This window comes from Pseudoduganella sp. S-14 (assembly GCF_049913285.1).
In the GTDB taxonomy this organism is placed as follows: Bacteria; Pseudomonadota; Gammaproteobacteria; order Burkholderiales; family Burkholderiaceae_D; genus Rugamonas.
Genome location: NZ_CP183991.1, coordinates 5,571,275 through 5,588,447 on the forward strand (window position 1 = coordinate 5,571,275; position 17,173 = coordinate 5,588,447).

Genomic DNA, 17,173 nt, shown 5'->3' on the forward strand with positions numbered 1-17,173 from the left:
GTCGTTGCGACATTTCGTTCTGTTCCTGCGTTCCGCCCTGTTCATGGTTCTGATGGCGATTGCCACCGTCATCTGGTCTGGAGTCTGCATGCTGGCAGCGCCGCTGCCATACAACAAGCGCTATTTCGTGACGTCGCGCTGGAACGTCTTCATCGTCTGGTGCGCCAAATGGATCTGCGGCATTAACTACCAGTTCAAGGGCTACGAAAACTTCCCGGATGCCCCGGCCATCATCTTGTCCAAGCATCAATCGGCATGGGAAACCATCTTCCTGCTGGCGAACCTGCCACGCCCGCTGGTGTTTGTATTTAAAAAAGAGATCCTGTACATCCCCTTCTTCGGCTGGGGCATCGCGCTGCTGCGCATGATCCCGATCGACCGCAAGCAAGGCAAGAATGCCTTCAAAGCAGTTGTTGCGCAAGGTAAGCGTCGACTCAAGGACGGCCAATGGATTATCATGTTTCCGGAAGGGACTCGCATCCCGGTCGGGCAGCAAGGCAAGTACAAGAGCGGCGGCACGCGCCTGGCAGTGGAAACCGGCGCGGTGGTGGTGCCGATTGCGGTGAACTCCGGCGAATGCTGGCCTAAGAATTCCTTTATCAAGAAACCAGGCACCGTTACGGTGTCGGTGGGCAAACCGATTTCGTCGGAAGGTAAGACTCCCGACGAATTGATGGAGCAGGTGGAACAGTGGATCGAATCAGAAATGCGCGTCATTTCGCCCCACGCCTACAGCGCTGGCTAGCCGAAAAGGCCGAAGCGCAACAGGAGGCGCCGCCGCCAGCGGCCGCGCCTTCTTCCCCGTTTCCCGTTCCCGCTCCCGCGGCAGTGAACCTGCTGCGCCCCCCGGTGCAACTGCGCCGCCCTGAACCGACCAACCCGCCACTGTCCGGCGACCAGGACAAGCGACAACTTCTTGTCGGCGAATACATTCTCGAATACGTGCTGAAGCGCTCCACGCGCCGCTCGATCGGCTTTACGGTCGACGATACCGGCCTGTACGTGACGGCGCCCAAGCGCTGCTCGCTGGCCGACATCGACAACGCCATCCGCGCCAAGCAGCACTGGATACTGTCCAAGCTTGACGAACGCCGCCAGCGCCGCGCGGCGCGCCTGGAAAAGCCGCCCATCGTGTGGGATGACGGCGCGAAGCTGCCTTACCTGGGCGAAGAGATCACGCTGCGCCTGTACCAGGCGCCGCGCAATCGGACCGAATTCGATCCGGTGGCGATGGAGCTGTCGATGGGACTGGTGCAAGGCGCCACCGAGCAGCTGCTCAAGGAACGCGTCAAGAACTGGTTCAAGGCGCAGGCGGAAGGCCTGTTCCAGCAACGGCTTGACCTTTATGCGGCGCGCCTGGGCGTGCAGTATGCCGGCTTTTCGCTGTCCTCGGCCGACACGCGCTGGGGCTCATGTACCGCGCAGCGCACGATCCGCCTGAACTGGAAGCTGATGCACTTCTCGCTGCCGCTGGTGGATTATGTGGTGGCGCACGAGCTGGCGCATATCCTCGAGATGAACCACAGCCCGCGCTTCTGGGCCAATGTCGGCCGCATCTATCCCCAGTACGAGGAAGCCAAGCAACTGCTGCGCAAGCGCGCCGCGGAATTGCCTCCCCTGTTCACCTAGTGCGCGTTCCCCCTGCCCTGCTACTGCTTGCATCACTGGCCGCATGCGGCACGATGCGCGCCGGCGAGCCGCATTTTACGGTCATCACGGTCGATCCGCTGCGCGAACGCCTGCAACTGTTCCTGAACGATGAGCAGGGCCATCCCTACAAGCGGCTGGAGAGAGTCGCTGCAGCGTTGGACGGGCGCGGCCAGCATCTCTCGTTCGGCATGAATGCGGGCATGTACCATGCGGACTATTCGCCGGTTGGCTTGTTCGTTGCGGACGGTGTCGAACTGTCGCCGCTGAACCTGTCGCCAGGCAAAGGCAACTTTTTCTTGCGCCCAAACGGCGTGTTCCTGGTCAGCGACGCCGGCGCCCAAGTGGTAGAGTCTTCGGCCTACCCGGCCCTTGCCGGCAAAGCGCGCCTGGCAACACAGTCAGGTCCGATGCTGCTGTCGAATGGCGTGATCAATCCACTGTTCGATCCGGATTCGCATTCGCTCCACGTGCGCAACGGCGTGTGCGCCCTGGACGGCAAAGCCGTCTTTGTCATCAGCGAAGAGCGGGTCAATTTCTACCAGTTCGCCAGGTATTTCCGCGATGTGTTGAAGTGCCGGGACGCCCTCTACCTGGACGGCTCGGTGTCATCGCTTTACTCGCCGGCCCTGGGCCGCAACGACTACCGTGCCGACCTGGGACCAATGATCGGCGTGATTGCGGACTAGAGCCAGCCCGCTTCGCGCGCCAGGCGGAAGGCTTCCACGCGGTTGCCTGCGTTGAGCTTGCTGATCGCTTCCGACAGGTAGTTGCGCACGGTCCCTTCCGACAGGCTTAGCTGCTTTGCGATCTCCGCGCCACTGCGGCCTTCACCGGCGAGCCGCAGCACCTGCCGTTCGCGTTCGCTCAACGGGTCTTCGCTTCCACTCCAGCTCTCCAGCGCCAGCTCCGGCGCGATGGCGCGCCCGCCGGCATGCACGCTGCGGATGGCGGAGGCCAGGGACTCGGACGGGGCATCTTTCAGCAGGTAGCCGCGCACGCCGGCCGCCATGGCGCGCCGCAGGTAGCCTGAACGGGCAAAGGTGGTGACGATCACCACGCGCGTTGCGCCGCCGCGCTCGGCCAGCACGGCGGCGAGCTCCAGGCCTGTCATCAGCGGCATTTCGATATCGGTCAGTACGATGTCGGGGCGCAGTTCTTCACAGAGCAGCAATGCCTCCTGCCCGTTGCGCGCCTGGCCGATCACGTCGAGGTCGGGTTCCAGTTTCAGTAGCGCAGCCAGCGCCCCCAGCACCATCGACTGGTCTTCGGCGATCAGTACGCGGATCATGCAACAGCTCCCATCGGTAAATGTAATTCCAGCGCCAGGCCGCCGGCGGCGGCGCTGGCGTGCAGTGACAGGCGACCGCCCGCTGCCATGACTCGCTCGCGCATGCCGCGCAGGCCATTGCCGCGTGCCAGCGCCCCGTGGTCAAGCGGCGCGCTGCCGTCATCGCTGATGTGGCAAACAACCTGCCCGCCGTCCTGCCGTACGCTCACCAGGCAGCGCGTCGCCCTGGCGTGGCGCAGGATGTTGGTGACGGCCTCGCGCAGCGACAGCGCAAGCACGTTCTCCACCGTTGCAGGCATGAGGAAAGGCTGCACACTCGCGTCAAGTTCCACGCCGGCCGCGGCGAGCGCGGCGCGCGCCTGCGCCAGCTCTTGTGCGAAGCCGCTCTGGCGATAGCCGGTCACTGCGCTACGCACTTCGGCCAGGGCATGGCGCGCGGTGGTTTCGATATCCTTGATTTCCTTCGCCGTCGCCGCCGTGTCGCGCTCCAGCAAGCGTCCCGCCAGTTCAGCCTTGATGGCGATCAGCGACAGCGTATGTCCCAGCAAGTCATGCAGGTCGCGCGAGATGCGTTCTCGTTCTGCGATGCGGGCAAGATGCTCTACTTCTTCCTGCTTGCGCAGCAGTTGCTGGCTCGAGCGGCGCACCCGCGCATCCATCACGCTGGCGATGCCGACTGGCGCGCCAACCGCCAGTGCCGGCAGCAGGAAAGGCAGAGGCGATTCCAGCGTCAGCGCAAGCAGCGTCGCGGCAATCAGGGTGATCCCGATTCCCAGGTAAGCGTGGCGCGGCTGCTCCAACGCAGCGCACATCGAGCAGGCAAAGATGAAATAGGTGCAGGCGCCAAAATTGGACGGCGCCCAGGCGATGCCCAGCGAGATGGTCGCCAGGAGCAGGGGCACCACGCGCAGGTTGCGCAGCCAGTAGCTGGCAAGGTACATCGGTACGAACGCGAGGATCGACAGCACCAGCAAGCCAAGTTCCAGCAGCGACGGCTTGATGTAGAAGTACTTCCAGAGGAAGAAATTCAGCGACAGCAGCCACAGGTAAGGCGCCTTGCCCAGGTGCGGCGGCAACCAGGGACTTTGCAGCCAACGCCTTGCCTGGATCATGCCTGCTCCCTTTACTGGTTAGTCAAACGCACATCGGCGATCTGGAACTGATAGTCGCCGATCTTGGGGCCGGCGTTGAACATGATGAGCGTGATCGCACCGGTATCGACCCCGGCGAAACTGGCCATCGGCATGGCAACTTCCTGCCATTCCGCACCGGCCGCAAACGGCTGATAGACCGGGATGCGCGCGCTGCCATGCATGATCCCCACCTGGTAGCCCTGGCCGTCGCCTTTGACGCGGAAGCGCAGGGTCTTGGCGGCGCTCAGGTTCGCCGCCTGGAAGGGCTGGCTGCCCGGCACGAAAGCGATGCCGGCCCACGGGAAGGCAAAGCCCTGCTGCACGCTTGCCTTGACCTGGACCGCGTTCTCGCCAGCGTACTCCAGGCTCACCGTCGATTTGCCGCCCAGGAAAGCGTCGTTGGAAGGCACCCATCCGGTGCCGAACGGGCTGGCCAGCTTTTCCTTGCTGAACAGGCTGATCATGCCGTCTGCAGGCAGCACCAGCGGCGCGCTCTTGGGCGTATTCAGTTCCTTGGCCACCAGGTCCTGCTGCGCCTTGCGGCGTGCCGATACGGTCGCGCCATCCTTCCAGACTTCGACAATATTGCGAGTGGCCTTGATGTCCCGGCTTGGATCGCCTTCAACCAGCACCAGGTCGGCCTTGGCGCCTTTGGCAACGACACCCCGGTCGGCCAGGCGGAATGACTTGGCCGGTACCGACGTGGCGGCGCGCAAGGCTTCCAGCGGCGTCAGTCCGGCACCGGTCAGCGAGAGCAGTTCGTGGTGCAGGCTGGCGCCGGCCTGGGTTCCGCCGTTGCCGGCGTCTGTGCCCGCCAGGACCGGCACGCCGGCGGTGCGCAGCGCAGCTACCACCGACCTGGTCGCGTTCATGCGCTGTGCCATTTCCTTCTTCCCGTACGGGGAATTCAGCGGCGCGATCTGGTCGCTCGTCAGCAGGGCCATCATCTGCTTGTCTTCCAGCACGTCCTTCTCCTTCAGGCCTGCTACGCTTTCCAGCACGCTGAAGGTCGGGATGATGAAGGCCTTGCGATCATGCGCCAGCTTGACGAAGGACTTGAGGTCCTGCTCCGTCATCGACTCGCCGTTGAAAAGGTGCACCAGGCCATCGGCGCCCTCTTCCAGCGCGGTACGCGCATCCTCCGGATTGGAAATATGCACCACGGCCAGCTTGCCGCGCCGATGGGCGGCCACGATCAGCGCCTTCACGGTGGCGCGGTCCAGGCTCGGCACCGGATGTCCGGGCCAGCCAGGTTCCATCACGATCTTGATGAAGTGCGAGCCTTCCGCAATGCGGGCATCGACCCAGGGCTGCGCCTCTTCCGCCTTGGTCAGGGTAGGAATCGGCATGCCGTATTCGGTGCCATGGCCGCCCGGCACGGTTGCCAGCACGCCGGCCGAGATGATATCCGGACGATCCTTGTTCTCGCCGCGCGCCATGCGCCCGTTCATTTCCTGCAGCAGCGGCACGGCGGTGAACATATCCAGTTCGCTGGTCACGCCAAATACCAGCGGCAATTCAAGGTGCTGGAAGCTGTGAGTATGGGAATCGATCAAGCCCGGCATCAGCGTGCGGCCGGCGCCAGCGACCACTTTCGCGCCAGCGGGCGCCTTGCCCTTGAAGTCGGCGCTGGCGATCTTGCCGCCTTCCAGCAGCACGCTGCGCCTGGCATGCATTTCCTGCCCGTCGAAAACGCGGACGTCCTTGATCAGGGTAGTTTCGGCCGCCATGGCAGGCAGGGCGCCGGCCAGGCTGGCGGCTACTAACAGTTTCAGCATTGCGGTTCTCCTTGTGGTCAGGTGAACCCAGTATCCGGTTTGCGCCCGCTGCGCACCAGAACGGAATGCCACGACTTGGTCATGACATTTGTCACTTCAAATCGGGAAGCAATGCAATCGTGCGTGCCGTGGCGCCGCGGTGGGTGTTGGCAAAGGTCTGCGCATGCGCGCCCATGGCGCCGCGCTCTGCGCTGTCGGCCAGCAGGCGCGCAGCCTGGTGCATCAGGCCGTCGCTGTTCGGCACGCGCACCGCGCCGCCCTGCTGCAGGCAGTCTTCGGTGGCTTGCGCAAAATTGAAGGTATGCTCGCCGACGATGATCGGCTTGCCCAGCGCGGCCGGCTCAATCAGGTTCTGGCCGCCCAGCGGTTGCAGGCTGCCGCCGATGAAAGCCAGGTCGCAAGCCGCGTAGTAGGCAAACATCTCGCCCATCGAATCGCCCAGCACCACGTCGGTGACCGGGTCGACCCTGGCGCCCGGCTCCGCCAGCGCTGAACGGCGCTGCAGCGACAGGCCGCGTTCCGTCACCATTGCCGCGACTTCGTCGAAGCGCTGCGGATGGCGCGGCACGATCAGCAGCAGCACGTCCTGCGGCAGGGACGCGCGCGCAGCCTGGAATGCATCGAGGATGAGGCCTTCTTCGCCTTCGCGGGTGCTGGCGCACAGGAATACCGGGCGCACGCCGAACTGCTGGCGCAACTGCGCGCCGGTTGCCAGCGCGGCTTGCGGAATCACGACGTCGAACTTGATGCTGCCGGTCACGCTCACATTGCTGGCGCCCAGTGCGCGGATGCGCAGAGCATCGGCCTCGGTCTGGGCTGCCACCAGCGTGATGCCTTGCGCCGCGTCGCGGATCACCTTGCCGAAGCGTTGCGCCTTGCCCAGCGAGCGCTCGCTCAGGCGCGCGTTGGCCAGGACCACCGGCACCTTGTCGCGCTGGCATTGCACGATCAGGTTCGGCCATACTTCGGTCTCCATCAGGATGCAGACACGCGGTTCGAAATGACGAATGAAGCGCGCCACCAGCAGCGGCATATCGTAGGGCAGATAGGATTGCACCACGCGTGCACCATGCTTGCCGAACAGGCTCTTGCCGGTCGCGCGGCCGGTAGGGGTCATGCAGGTCAGCACGATGCGGGCCTGCGGGTACTTCTTCAACAGCGCGTCGACCAGCGGTTCGGCAGCGCGCGTCTCGCCCACCGAAACTGCATGCACCCAGATGGTGGCCGGTTCATCGTTGGCGGCGCGCGCGCCATACATGCCAAGCCGCTCGCCCCAGTGCTGGCGGTAGCCCGGCTCCTTGCGGCCGCGCCACCACAGGCGGCCCAGCACCAGCGGCAAAGCCAGCCACCACATGAATGTATAAAAGATCCGCATGCTCAGAGCAGGCTCCTGGCCGCGGCCAGCACATCCGCCACGCCGGGCGGCGAACCCTGGTCGCCGAGGTTGATGATGCGCGGCGACCAGTTGCCTTCGGTCTTCCAGCGCGGCGAGTCGGCATAGATTTCCACCACGGGACGCGAGAAAGCCGCCGCGATATGGGTCAGGCCCGTATCCACGCCGACCGCCAGCGCAGCGCGGCGCGCCAGCATGACAGCATCGGCCATCGACAGCTTCGGCAGCACGCGGGCATGCGGAATGCTGGCGGCCAGCGTTTCCGCTTCCGCCTTTTCCTTGTCCGAGCCCCACGGCAACAGCACCGGCATCGGCGCCAGCGCCTTGCCCAGCTCGATCCAGTTAGCCGGCGCCCATTTCTTGGCGTCGCGCGCCGTGCCGTGGAAGAACACGGCGTAGGGCGCCTCCCCCATCCACTGCGGGCGCGCTTCGCTGGCCGGCACTTCAGGCAAGCCGAAATCGGCCGGATAATCCACCTTGAAGCCCAGCGCAGCGCCCACTACCAGGCGGCCGCGCGCCACCGCATGCGTGCGCGGGTCGAGCGGAATGCTCTTGCTGTGGAAGATGCGGGATATGCCTTCATAGCCCGAGCCTTCGCTGCCATTGGCCAGGCCGACCTTGTTCTTGCCGCGCGCGGCGCCCATGATGATGCCGGTCTTCAGCAAGCCCTGGGTGTCGAACACATAGTCATACTGCACTTCGCGCAGCTTGCGGAAGAAGGCCCCGATCTCGGCGCGTGTTTCCTTCTTGCCCAGGCTCTTGCGCCAGCGGCGCAGGCCCCACGGCAGGATTTTGCGCACCATCGGGTTCAGGCGCACCAGGCTGACATAGCCCTCCTCCACCACCCAGTCGATGTTCGCATCCGGGAAGTGGCGCTTGATGTCGGCCACGATCGGCATATTGTGCAGCACGTCCCCCAGCGACGAGACGCGCACGAGCAGTATATTCATTTAGAACGGCAGTTTCGCATCCGGCTTGGCAGCCAGGATCACATCGCGGAACTGGCCCTGGATGCGCGCCAGCGCCGCTGGCGATTCCGCCTCGAAGCGCATCACGATCACCGGAGTGGTGTTCGAGGAACGCGCCAGGCCAAAGCCATCGGCATATTCCACGCGCAGGCCGTCGATATCGATGACACGCTCATTGCCGGGGAATTTCGCCTCGGCCGCCAGCTTGGCCATCAGCGCGTAATTTTCGCCTTCGTCCAGCTGCAGCTGCAGTTCCGGCGTGCTGTCCGACTTGGGCAAGGCGTTCAGCAGCGCCGAAGGATCGGCGTGCCGGGTCAGGATCTCCAGCATACGCGCGCCGGCATACAGGCCATCGTCGAAACCGTACCAGCGGTCCTTGAAGAACACGTGGCCGCTCATTTCGCCGCCCAGCGGGGCGCCGGTTTCCTTCAGCCTGGCCTTCACCAGCGAATGGCCGGTCTTGCACATCAGCGGCTTGCCGCCTGCCTGTTCGATGTACGCGGCCAGGTGGCGCGTGCATTTCACGTCGTACAGGATCTGCTCGCCCGGGTTACGGGACAGAACGTCTTGCGCGAACAGCATCAGCTGGCGGTCAGGATAGATGATCTGGCCGTCCTTGGTCACGATGCCGAGGCGGTCGCCGTCGCCGTCGAAGGCCAGGCCGATCTCGGCGTCGGTTTCCCGCAGCGCCTTGATCAGGTCCTGCAGGTTTTCCGGGTGCGCCGGGTCCGGGTGGTGGTTCGGGAAAGTGCCGTCCACTTCGCAGAACAGCTCGACCACTTCGCAGCCCATGCCGCGATACAGCTCACCCGCGAAGGCACCGGCTACGCCGTTGCCGCAATCGACGGCGATCTTGATCGGGCGCGCAATCTTCACGTCGCCGATGATGCGCTGCAAATATTGGGCGCGAATGTCGTAGGTGCCGTACTTGCCGGCGGCAGCCGCTGGCTGCAGGCCGACTTCAATGGCATGGTACAGGGCGGTGATGGCATCGCCATGGATCGCCTCGCCCTTCAGCACCATCTTGAAGCCGTTATAGTCCGGCGGGTTATGGCTGCCGGTCACCATGATGCCGGAACGGGTGTCGAGCACCTGGGTGCCGAAGTACACCATCGGCGTTGCCACCACGCCCAGGTCGATGACGTCGACACCGGCTGCCTGCAAGCCCTGCGCCAGCGCAGCGATCAGCCCCGGGCCGGACAGGCGGCCGTCGCGGCCGATCACCACGCTGCGCTCTCCCTTGGCGGCGGCAGCCAGGCCGAAGGCATGGCCAACAGAGCGCGCCACGCCTTCGTCCAGCGTTTTACCAATGATGCCGCGGATATCGTAAGCCTTGAAAATAGATTTAGAGAGAGCAACCATAGAAAACGAGAAAACAAATAGTAGAAATTGAATCGGCTCAGATGCGCAGCAGGTCGATCGACTTGCCGCCATCGACCCATTCCTTGACCCATTTCGGCTGGCGGCCGCGGCCAGTCCACTGCTCGGCAGCATTGACAGGGTTGCGATAGCGCGCTTCCACCTTGCCGCCCTTGTTGCGGGTGCCCGGGAAGCCAGCCAGCAATTCCTTCAGCGGCACGCCGGCTTGCTGCGCAATGGCGAATATCTGCTCGCGCGCCTTTTGCTTATCCATGCCTTCGCGCTGCTTTAATTCGCGCTTAATCTGCTCCTGCAGGTTGCGCAATTCAGGGAACGACAAATTCGACAGGTCCATCTTCCTATCCTTTATCAGATTTCGATGTCTGGGAATATACACGAAATCGGCTTAACGGATTTTCTTATGTCGGATCATCCAGCGCGGCGCTTTAAATCTGACAATACGCGCATATAGCCAGACATAACTCGCAATAAATAACAGGCAGAACAGCATCAGCACCCAGGTATAGGCCCAGAATACCGTGGCGGGAATCACTGCCATCAGCGAAAACATCCACAAATATGGCGAGGTCATCGAATTGCGGCGTACCAGCGCGCGCGCATCCTTGCGGCCCACCGCCCATTGCACTACGCGGCGGAAAATCAGGCTATGCAGGTGAATACCATCCGGCATGGCCGGCGACGTGCCGCGAATAAAGAAGCGGCGATAAACGCTGAACAGTGTTTCAAAGGTCGGATAAATTAATAGCAATACAGCATACCAAGTAGAAACTTGTGGATTGCGCATTACCAGCAACAGGGCCAATTCGCCCAGCATGAAGCCAATAAAATAGGCGCCGCCGTCGCCCAGGAATATCAGCCCGACCGGGTAATTCCAGATCAGGAAACCGGCAGTGGCGCCAGCCACCATCAGGGCCGCCACCAGCACGAACATATCGTTGACTTGAAGAGCAACATAGCCAAGCGACAGCAGCATGCAAATCGTCACCACGCTGGCCAGGCCATTGAAACCGTCGATGATATTGACGGCGTTGGCAATGCCGGCAACGGCCAGCACCGTGAGCGGCAGCGTCAACCACAGGTACGGTAGCGGCGTGGTGGAGAACATCCAGTCGATGCGGTCGATCCGGGCATCCATCAGGAAATAAGCCAGCAAGGCAGCAAACATGGTCAGCAGCAGGCGCCGACGCGCGCTGACCTTGCCGGTATAGTCTTCGACAATGCCGCCGAGGAAGGCAAACAGGGCACACATGATCAGTGACAGCATCCAGCTGGTCATGACCGGCACGCGCCACACGGAAACGCAGGCGCTCAGTGCCACCGCCAGGAAAATCGACAGGCCGCCGATGCGGGCCACATGATGGGCATGCACTTTTTGCACGCCGCCGAAATCAGTGTCCAACGCAGGTCCATGCAAGCGCACTTCCTTGATGACCCACAGGGTCAAGAGCGCGGACGTGAAAAAGCTCACGAGGAAGGAAAACATTTGTTCTTATCAGTATAGTGAGCCAGCCGCCATTTACGCAGCGCGGCAAGAAAGATTGCTTGCGCGCTAAGCGGCGATTGTACCGTATGCACAGTGCGGGACGGGAAATTCTAGCCGATAGCGTTGCGCCTAAGGTATTTCCTTACTAATTGATACCATTTGCGAAGCCGCCCGGGCGCAGCGCACCGCCGAATGCGCTGATCATGCGTTATCCTATTGCCATGAAAACTTATGTAGTGGGCGACCTGCAGGGGTGCCACGGCGAGACAGTCACCCTGGTCGAAAAGATCCTGGACACCGAGCATGGCGCCGGAAATGAACCGCCAGCCATCCTCTTTTGCGGCGACTTGATCAACCGCGGCCCCGACTCGCTGTCCACCCTGCGCTATGTGCAGGCCCTGAGCCAGGGCAGCGACGGCCGCATCGACGCCGTGCTGGGCAACCATGACCTGCACCTGCTGGCCGTGGCCAACGGCATTCGCCCCGAGTCGAGTTCCGACACCATCGAGCATATCCTGGCGGCGGCCGACCGCGACCCGCTGTTGCACTGGCTGCGCCTGCGCCCGATGGCCATCATGCGCCGCGGCCACCTGCTGGTGCATGGCGGCGTGCTGCCGCAATGGACGGCGCAGCAGGCCATGGCGCTGGCCGGCGAGGTGGAAGCAGCCCTGCGCGGCGACGAATGGGTCGGCTTCCTGCGCGAAATGTACGGCAACCAGCCCGATCGCTGGGACGATGCGCTGACCGGAGCCGCGCGCTTGCGCTGCATCGTCAATGCCCTGACCCGCATGCGCTTTTGCAGCGCCGAAGGCGTGATGGATTTCAAGATGAAGGAATCGGCGCAAGCCGATCCATCGACCGGACTGATGCCGTGGTTCGAGGTGCCGGGCCGCCGCACCAGCGATACCACCGTGGTGTTCGGGCATTGGTCGGCGCTGGGCCTGCGCATCATGCCGCGCCTGATTGCACTCGACAGCGGATGCGTGTGGGGCGGCAAGCTGTCGGCCGTCTGCCTGGACGACCGCAGCCTGCTGCAGGTGGATTGCCCGGAGTACCGGACGGTTTAGTGCTTCGACGTCCCGTCAGGCGGCGCCGAAGCTTGCGCCTGGGACCGGCCGTCGGCCTTGGCCGGTTCGCCGCCGCCTTCCGCTGCGGCGGCAGCCTCGCCTTCAGCCGGCGCTGCGGCGGCAGGCGCGAAAGTGGCCGCCATCAATTCCTTGTACGCTTCCGATTTGCGCAGCGGTTCCAGGTTGGCGCTGCCCTTGATCGCCTCTTCATCGGTAAAACCGTTGACGATCGCCGTCTCCAGCGACGCCATGGCCGCATTCTTGCGGCCCAGCTGCGCCTGGGCCTGGGACAGCAGGAAGTATGACTCAGCTTCCTTGGGCGCCTTCAGTGTGGCCGCGTAAGCCTTGTCGGCCGCAATGCCATAGTTCTTCTGCGCCAGGCTTTCCGTGGCCTGCGTGCGCAGGGTCTTGGCATTGGTGAAGGTGTCGCCGCAGGCCGCCAACAGCAGGCAGGCTGCCAGCACGCTGATCCTGGTCATGCTGATTGCTCCTGTAAAGTTTCCGCCTCGGGCACGATGCCCAGGGCTGCGCCAATGGCAGCGTGGCTCGCGGCCGCCAGCTCGCGGCGATGGGCGCCCTCGCCCGGCACCGCTTCCAGCACCGCCAGGCGCGCGCGCACCGGCTTGCCATCGAGGATATTAACCACGCTTTGCACGAAAGTCATGTCGCCGATGAAGTCCACCGACGGATGCGGCTGGCCCGCTGCATCGACGTAGGACAAGGCGAAAGGCTGCACCAGCACCTTGCCGTCCACCGCCGCCTCGAACAGGTTGGCATGGAAAGGCAGCAGCGTGCCTTGCGCGGCGGTCGTCCCTTCCGGAAAAAAGGCCACGCGCTGGCCATCCTGCAGCGCATGCACCAGGCCCTTGAAGATATTGCGCAGTTCGCGCTTGTTGCCGCGTGCGATAAACACCGTGCCTGCCTGCGCCACCAGCCAGCCGGCCAGCGGCCAGTCGCGGATTTCCGCCTTGGCCACGAAGCGGCATGGATACAGCGCATTGATGACGAAGATGTCCAGCCACGAAATGTGGTTGCAGACGATCATGCCCTGCTCCAGCGGCGCCGCGCTGGCTGGCGCCATCTGCACGCTGACGTTGCAGATGGCCAGCAGCTGGCGCGACCAGCGCCGGACATGGCCGTTGCGCTTTTCCGTCCCGATGAAGGGGAAGATGAAAGCGCATGTGGCCATGCCTGCCAGCAGGTGCACCGCCATGCGCCCGATGCGCAGCACCAGGCGCCAATCGAGATTGCGTTTAGCTGGCTGTGCGCTCATATGCCACTTGGCCCGCAACGATGGTCGCCTGCACCTGTCCTGCCAGCTCATAGCCGAGGAACGGGGTGTGCTTGCCCTGGCTGGCCAGCGCGCTGCCGGTGACGGTCCAGCGCGCGGCCGGGTCGAACACCACCACGTCGGCCACGCTACCCACGCCCAACTGGCCGGCCTGCGCCAGGCCGGCTACGCGCGCCGCATCACAGGTGACGCGCGCCACGGCGCGCGACAACGCATCGTCCTTGCCTTGCAGCCCCGCATAATCGTCGGCCCACTTGATGGCCAGCGACAGCAGCAGCTCCAGGCCGGTAGCTCCCGGCGAAGCTTCGCCGAACGGCAGCAGCTTTTCGTCGTCGTCGCACGGCGTATGGTCGGAACACATTGCATCGATGGTGCCGTCCAGCAGGCCGGCGCGGATCGCTTCGCGGTCGCGCTGGGTACGGAATGGCGGATCCATGCGCGCATTGGAATCGAAGAAGTTGATGTCGGTGTCGGTCAGGTGCACGTGGTGCGCGCCGACGTCGCAGGTGATCGGCAAGCCTTCGGCCTTGGCGGCGCGCACCAGCTCCAGGCCAGATGCCGACGACATGCGGCACAGATGGACCTTGGCGCCGGTCGAGCGCATCAGCTCGAAGATGGTGTGCAGGGCGATGGTCTCGGCCATCACCGGCACGCCGGACAGGCCCAGGCGCGAAGACAGCGGGCCGCTGTTGGCCACGCCGCCGCGGCCGATCCAGGCGTCCTGCGGACGCAGCCAGATGGTGAAGCCGAAGGTGGCTGCATACTGCATGCAGCGCTGCAGTACGGTGGTGTCCTTGATCGGGTTTTCTGCCTGCGAGAAGCCGATGCAGCCGGCGCCGGTCAGTTCCACCAGCTCGGTCAGAGCCTCGCCTTTCAGGCCATGGGTCAGCGCACCCAGCGGATGCACGTGGGCCTGGTTCAGGCCGCGCGCGCGGTGCTTCAGCATTTCCACCAGGCCCGGCTCGTCGAGTACCGGGTCGGTGTCGGGCGGGCACACCAGGGAAGTCACGCCGCCCTGCACCGCCGCCTGCATTTCAGATTTCAGCGTAGCCTTGTATTCGAAGCCCGGCTCGCGCAGGCGCGCAGACAGGTCGACCAGGCCCGGCGCCACGACCTTGCCGGCGGCGTCGATGGTGCGGTCGGCCTGGAAGCCGGCCGGCGCGCTGCCGATGGCGGCAACCTTGCCGTCCACGATGTACAGGTCTTGCTTGGAATCGATCTTGTTGGCCGGATCGATCAGTCGGCCGTTTTGGATAAGTACGTTCATTTTTATGCTTGCGTGCCTGCCAGGATGCTCATTACCGCCATGCGGACTGCGATACCGAAGGTGACCTGCGACAGGATCACCGCTTGCGGACCGTCGGCCACGGCGGAGTCGATCTCCACGCCGCGGTTCATCGGGCCCGGGTGCATCACGATGGCGTCAGGCCTGGCCAGCGCCAGGCGCTCCGGCGTCAGGCCGTAGGCGCGGAAGTATTCGCCGGCGGACGGCAGCAGCGCTCCGCTCATGCGCTCGTTCTGCAGGCGCAGCATGATGATCACGTCGACGTCTTTCAAGCCTTCATCCATGTTGGTGAAGGTACGCACGCCCAGCTGCTCCAGGCCGCCCGGCAGCAGGGTGTGCGGGCCGATGGCGCGGATTTCCGGCACGCCCAGCGTGGTCAGGGCGTGGATGTCGGAACGGGCCACGCGGCTGTGCAGGATGTCGCCCACGATCGCCACGCGCAGGTTGGTGAAGTCCTTCTTGTAGTGGCGGATGGTGTACATGTCCAGCAGGCCCTGCGTCGGGTGCGCGTGGCGGCCGTCGCCCGCGTTCACCACGTGCACGTGGTTCTGCTTCGTATCCTGCAGGTGCTTGGCGATCAGGTAGGGCGCGCCCGATTGCGAGTGGCGCACCACGAACATGTCGGCGTGCATGGCCGACAGGTTGTCGATGGTGTCCAGCAGGGACTCGCCCTTGCTGGCGGAGGACGCCGCGATGTTCAGGTTGATCACGTCGGCCGACAGGCGCTTGGCCGCGATCTCGAAGGTGGTACGGGTACGGGTGGAATTCTCGAAGAACAGGTTGAAAACGCTTTTACCGCGCATCAGCGGGACCTTCTTCACTTCGCGGTCCGACACGGACACGAAAGAGGAGGCGGTATCGAGGATCTGGTTGATGATGGCTTTCGGCAGGCCCTCGGTCGTCAGCAGGTGCTGAAGCTCGCCGTGTTTGTTGAGTTGCGGATTAAGCATGGTTCTGTTCAAGAGTCAGGGAAAACTTTCCGTCGCCGGTTTGCTGCAGGCGCAGCGCCTGGCCCGGCGCGCAGCGCGTGTGCGCCGCCACGAAATCGGCAGCCACCGGCAATTGGCGTTCGCCGCGGTCCACCAGCGAGGCGAGCATGATGCGCGCCGGGCGACCGTAGTCGAACAATTCGTTGATGGCGGCACGGGTGGTGCGGCCGGTGTAGAGCACGTCGTCCACCAGCACGATGGTGGCGCCGTTGACGTCGAAGCCGATGTGGGTCGGCTTCACTTCGGCCGGCAGGCCCTTCTTCGCGTAGTCGTCGCGGTAGAAGGACACATCCAGCACGCCCAGGCGCGCCGCCAGGCCCAGGTCCTTGGCCAGGCGCTCGGCGATCCAGGCGCCGCCGGAGTGGATGCCGACGATGGCGGGATCATTGGCGCCGGCGATACCGGCCTTCACCTGCTCGAGCAGGCTGGCGTACAGCGCTTCGGCGTCAAGCTGTTGGGGATCAGTGTGGGACATATTCGTCAAAGTATTGTTGGAGGATGATGGCAGCGGCACGGTCGTCGATGATCTCGCCGCGCTTGGCGGCAATCATCGCTGACGAGTAGCGCTCGTCGACCAGCACCACGGGAAGGTTGAAGCGGCCGTTCAGCTGATTGGCGAACTTGCGGCAGCGCGCCGTCATGTCGTGCTCTGTCCCGTCCGGGTGGAAAGGCAGGCCGACTACCAGCCTGGTCGGCCCCCATTTGTCGATCAGGGCCTTGATCTCGGCGAAGCGAGCATCGTTGACGGTGGATTGAATGACGGCCAGGGGGGTGGCCTGGCCGATCATTGTGTTTCCCATTGCGACACCAACGCGTTTGATGCCGAAGTCGAAGCCTAAAACAGTTTCCGGACTATGCATGACCCGCTTCAGAGTTGAGCATCAGGGGGTCGAAGCCCAGCAGCTTGATGGCGGCCTGGTAGCGGTCCTCGATCGGCACATCGAACACGATGCGCGGATCGGCGGCCACCGTCAGCCAGCCGTTGCGAGCCAGCTCGTCTTCCAGCTGGCCGGGGCTCCAGCCCGCGTAGCCGATCGACACCATCATGCGTTCCGGTCCCTGGCCGCGGGCCACGGCTTCCAGCACGTCAATGGAGGTGGTGAAGGCGACGTCGTTGGTGACCGTCAGCGAAGACGAATAGTGCGCGCCCGGGGTATGCAGCACGAAACCACGGTCATCCTGCACCGGGCCGCCGAACATGATCGGCTCCGACTCCAGGTGGCGCTCGGCGGCGGACGACACTTCCAGGTCGATCCGGTCGAACAGCACTTCCATGGTCATGTCGGTAGGTTTGTTGATCACGACGCCCAGCACGCCGTTCTCATTGTGTTCGCATACATACACGACCGTACCGCCAAAGATCGGGTCTTGCATGGATGGCATGGCAATCAGGAAATGATTCGCCAGGTTGAGCGCAGGGGCAGTCATAGGCGCCTTTAGCTCCTTCAGTTCACTAGTTTCCGGTAAC

Annotated in this window: 19 protein-coding genes; 4 read left to right on the forward strand and 15 right to left on the reverse strand. The window is 63.9% G+C overall.

All coding sequences use genetic code 11. The annotated features are described in order from the left end of the window. Nucleotides 1-4: 4 nt before the first annotated feature. The 3 genes from ACN9MZ_RS25695 to ACN9MZ_RS25705 are packed head-to-tail and all read left to right on the forward strand — an operon-like array spanning nt 5 to nt 2,336. Nucleotides 5-745, forward strand: coding sequence for a lysophospholipid acyltransferase family protein (locus tag ACN9MZ_RS25695; protein ID WP_426339659.1), 741 nt, complete (start codon nt 5-7; stop codon nt 743-745). Next, nucleotides 691-1,629: a M48 family metallopeptidase gene (locus ACN9MZ_RS25700; protein WP_426339660.1), complete on the forward strand. Its 939-nt coding sequence runs from the start codon at nt 691-693 to the stop codon at nt 1,627-1,629. The genes ACN9MZ_RS25695 and ACN9MZ_RS25700 overlap by 55 nt, the downstream gene beginning before the upstream one ends. Beyond that, complete coding sequence (locus ACN9MZ_RS25705; protein WP_426339661.1) at nt 1,629-2,336, forward strand: phosphodiester glycosidase family protein; 708 nt, start codon at nt 1,629-1,631, stop codon at nt 2,334-2,336. Before ACN9MZ_RS25700 ends, ACN9MZ_RS25705 begins: the two co-directional genes overlap by 1 nt. Here ACN9MZ_RS25705 and ACN9MZ_RS25710 read toward each other — a convergent pair. From ACN9MZ_RS25710 to ACN9MZ_RS25745, 8 genes are all read right to left on the reverse strand, one after another. Continuing rightward, the gene (locus ACN9MZ_RS25710) at nt 2,333-2,938 is read right to left on the reverse strand and encodes a response regulator (RefSeq protein ID WP_426339662.1); all 606 of its coding nucleotides are present in this window, start codon (nt 2,936-2,938) and stop codon (nt 2,333-2,335) included. The genes ACN9MZ_RS25705 and ACN9MZ_RS25710 overlap by 4 nt on opposite strands. Further along, the gene (locus tag ACN9MZ_RS25715) at nt 2,935-4,050 is read right to left on the reverse strand and encodes a sensor histidine kinase (protein WP_426339663.1); all 1,116 of its coding nucleotides are present in this window, start codon (nt 4,048-4,050) and stop codon (nt 2,935-2,937) included. Before ACN9MZ_RS25715 ends, ACN9MZ_RS25710 begins: the two co-directional genes overlap by 4 nt. 11 nt (nt 4,051-4,061) lie before the next feature. Further along, nucleotides 4,062-5,849: a CIA30 family protein gene (locus ACN9MZ_RS25720; RefSeq protein ID WP_426339664.1), complete on the reverse strand. Its 1,788-nt coding sequence runs from the start codon at nt 5,847-5,849 to the stop codon at nt 4,062-4,064. A 91-nt stretch (nt 5,850-5,940) separates the two neighbouring features. Then, nucleotides 5,941-7,224, reverse strand: a complete 1,284-nt coding sequence (gene waaA, locus ACN9MZ_RS25725; RefSeq protein WP_426339665.1) for a lipid IV(A) 3-deoxy-D-manno-octulosonic acid transferase — start codon at nt 7,222-7,224, stop codon at nt 5,941-5,943. Nucleotides 7,225-7,226: 2 nt separating this feature from the next. Further along, nucleotides 7,227-8,192, reverse strand: a complete 966-nt coding sequence (gene waaC, locus ACN9MZ_RS25730) for a lipopolysaccharide heptosyltransferase I (protein WP_426339666.1) — start codon at nt 8,190-8,192, stop codon at nt 7,227-7,229. Next, nucleotides 8,193-9,572, reverse strand: a complete 1,380-nt coding sequence (locus ACN9MZ_RS25735) for a phosphomannomutase/phosphoglucomutase (protein ID WP_426339667.1) — start codon at nt 9,570-9,572, stop codon at nt 8,193-8,195. Nucleotides 9,573-9,609: 37 nt separating this feature from the next. Then, a complete protein-coding gene (locus ACN9MZ_RS25740) occupies nt 9,610-9,924 on the reverse strand; it encodes an H-NS family nucleoid-associated regulatory protein (protein WP_426339668.1) in 315 nt (104 codons plus the stop codon). 51 nt (nt 9,925-9,975) lie between these two features. Then, nucleotides 9,976-11,073 (reverse strand): MraY family glycosyltransferase, encoded by a 1,098-nt coding sequence (locus ACN9MZ_RS25745; RefSeq protein WP_426339669.1) that lies wholly within the window; start codon nt 11,071-11,073, stop codon nt 9,976-9,978. A 221-nt stretch (nt 11,074-11,294) separates the two neighbouring features. Between ACN9MZ_RS25745 and ACN9MZ_RS25750 the strand changes: the two genes are divergently transcribed. Continuing rightward, nucleotides 11,295-12,140, forward strand: a complete 846-nt coding sequence (locus tag ACN9MZ_RS25750) for a symmetrical bis(5'-nucleosyl)-tetraphosphatase (RefSeq protein WP_426342958.1) — start codon at nt 11,295-11,297, stop codon at nt 12,138-12,140. Here ACN9MZ_RS25750 and ACN9MZ_RS25755 read toward each other — a convergent pair. From ACN9MZ_RS25755 to ACN9MZ_RS25785, 7 genes are read right to left on the reverse strand one after another with little or no spacing between them, the layout of a single operon-like run. Then, nucleotides 12,137-12,619 carry a hypothetical protein gene (locus ACN9MZ_RS25755; RefSeq protein ID WP_426339670.1) on the reverse strand — a complete coding sequence of 161 codons (483 nt, stop codon included), beginning with the start codon at nt 12,617-12,619 and terminating at the stop codon, nt 12,137-12,139. The two genes, ACN9MZ_RS25750 and ACN9MZ_RS25755, sit on opposite strands and share 4 nt — an antisense overlap. Continuing rightward, nucleotides 12,616-13,413, reverse strand: a complete 798-nt coding sequence (locus ACN9MZ_RS25760; RefSeq protein ID WP_426339671.1) for a lysophospholipid acyltransferase family protein — start codon at nt 13,411-13,413, stop codon at nt 12,616-12,618. The genes ACN9MZ_RS25755 and ACN9MZ_RS25760 overlap by 4 nt, the downstream gene beginning before the upstream one ends. Beyond that, on the reverse strand, nt 13,394-14,698 hold the full coding sequence (locus ACN9MZ_RS25765) for a dihydroorotase (protein WP_426339672.1): 1,305 nt from the start codon (nt 14,696-14,698) through the stop codon (nt 13,394-13,396). Before ACN9MZ_RS25765 ends, ACN9MZ_RS25760 begins: the two co-directional genes overlap by 20 nt. A gap of 2 nt (nt 14,699-14,700) precedes the next feature. After that, entirely contained in the window at nt 14,701-15,666 is a 966-nt protein-coding gene (locus ACN9MZ_RS25770) for an aspartate carbamoyltransferase catalytic subunit (protein ID WP_426339673.1), read from the reverse strand. Further along, nucleotides 15,659-16,180, reverse strand: coding sequence for a bifunctional pyr operon transcriptional regulator/uracil phosphoribosyltransferase PyrR (pyrR, locus tag ACN9MZ_RS25775; RefSeq protein ID WP_426164791.1), 522 nt, complete (start codon nt 16,178-16,180; stop codon nt 15,659-15,661). The genes ACN9MZ_RS25770 and pyrR overlap by 8 nt, the downstream gene beginning before the upstream one ends. Further along, nucleotides 16,167-16,505 carry a Holliday junction resolvase RuvX gene (ruvX, locus tag ACN9MZ_RS25780; RefSeq protein WP_426339674.1) on the reverse strand — a complete coding sequence of 113 codons (339 nt, stop codon included), beginning with the start codon at nt 16,503-16,505 and terminating at the stop codon, nt 16,167-16,169. The genes pyrR and ruvX overlap by 14 nt, the downstream gene beginning before the upstream one ends. A gap of 52 nt (nt 16,506-16,557) precedes the next feature. Next, on the reverse strand, nt 16,558-17,133 hold the full coding sequence (locus ACN9MZ_RS25785) for a YqgE/AlgH family protein (protein ID WP_426319245.1): 576 nt from the start codon (nt 17,131-17,133) through the stop codon (nt 16,558-16,560). Between the last annotated feature and the right edge of the window lie 40 nt (nt 17,134-17,173).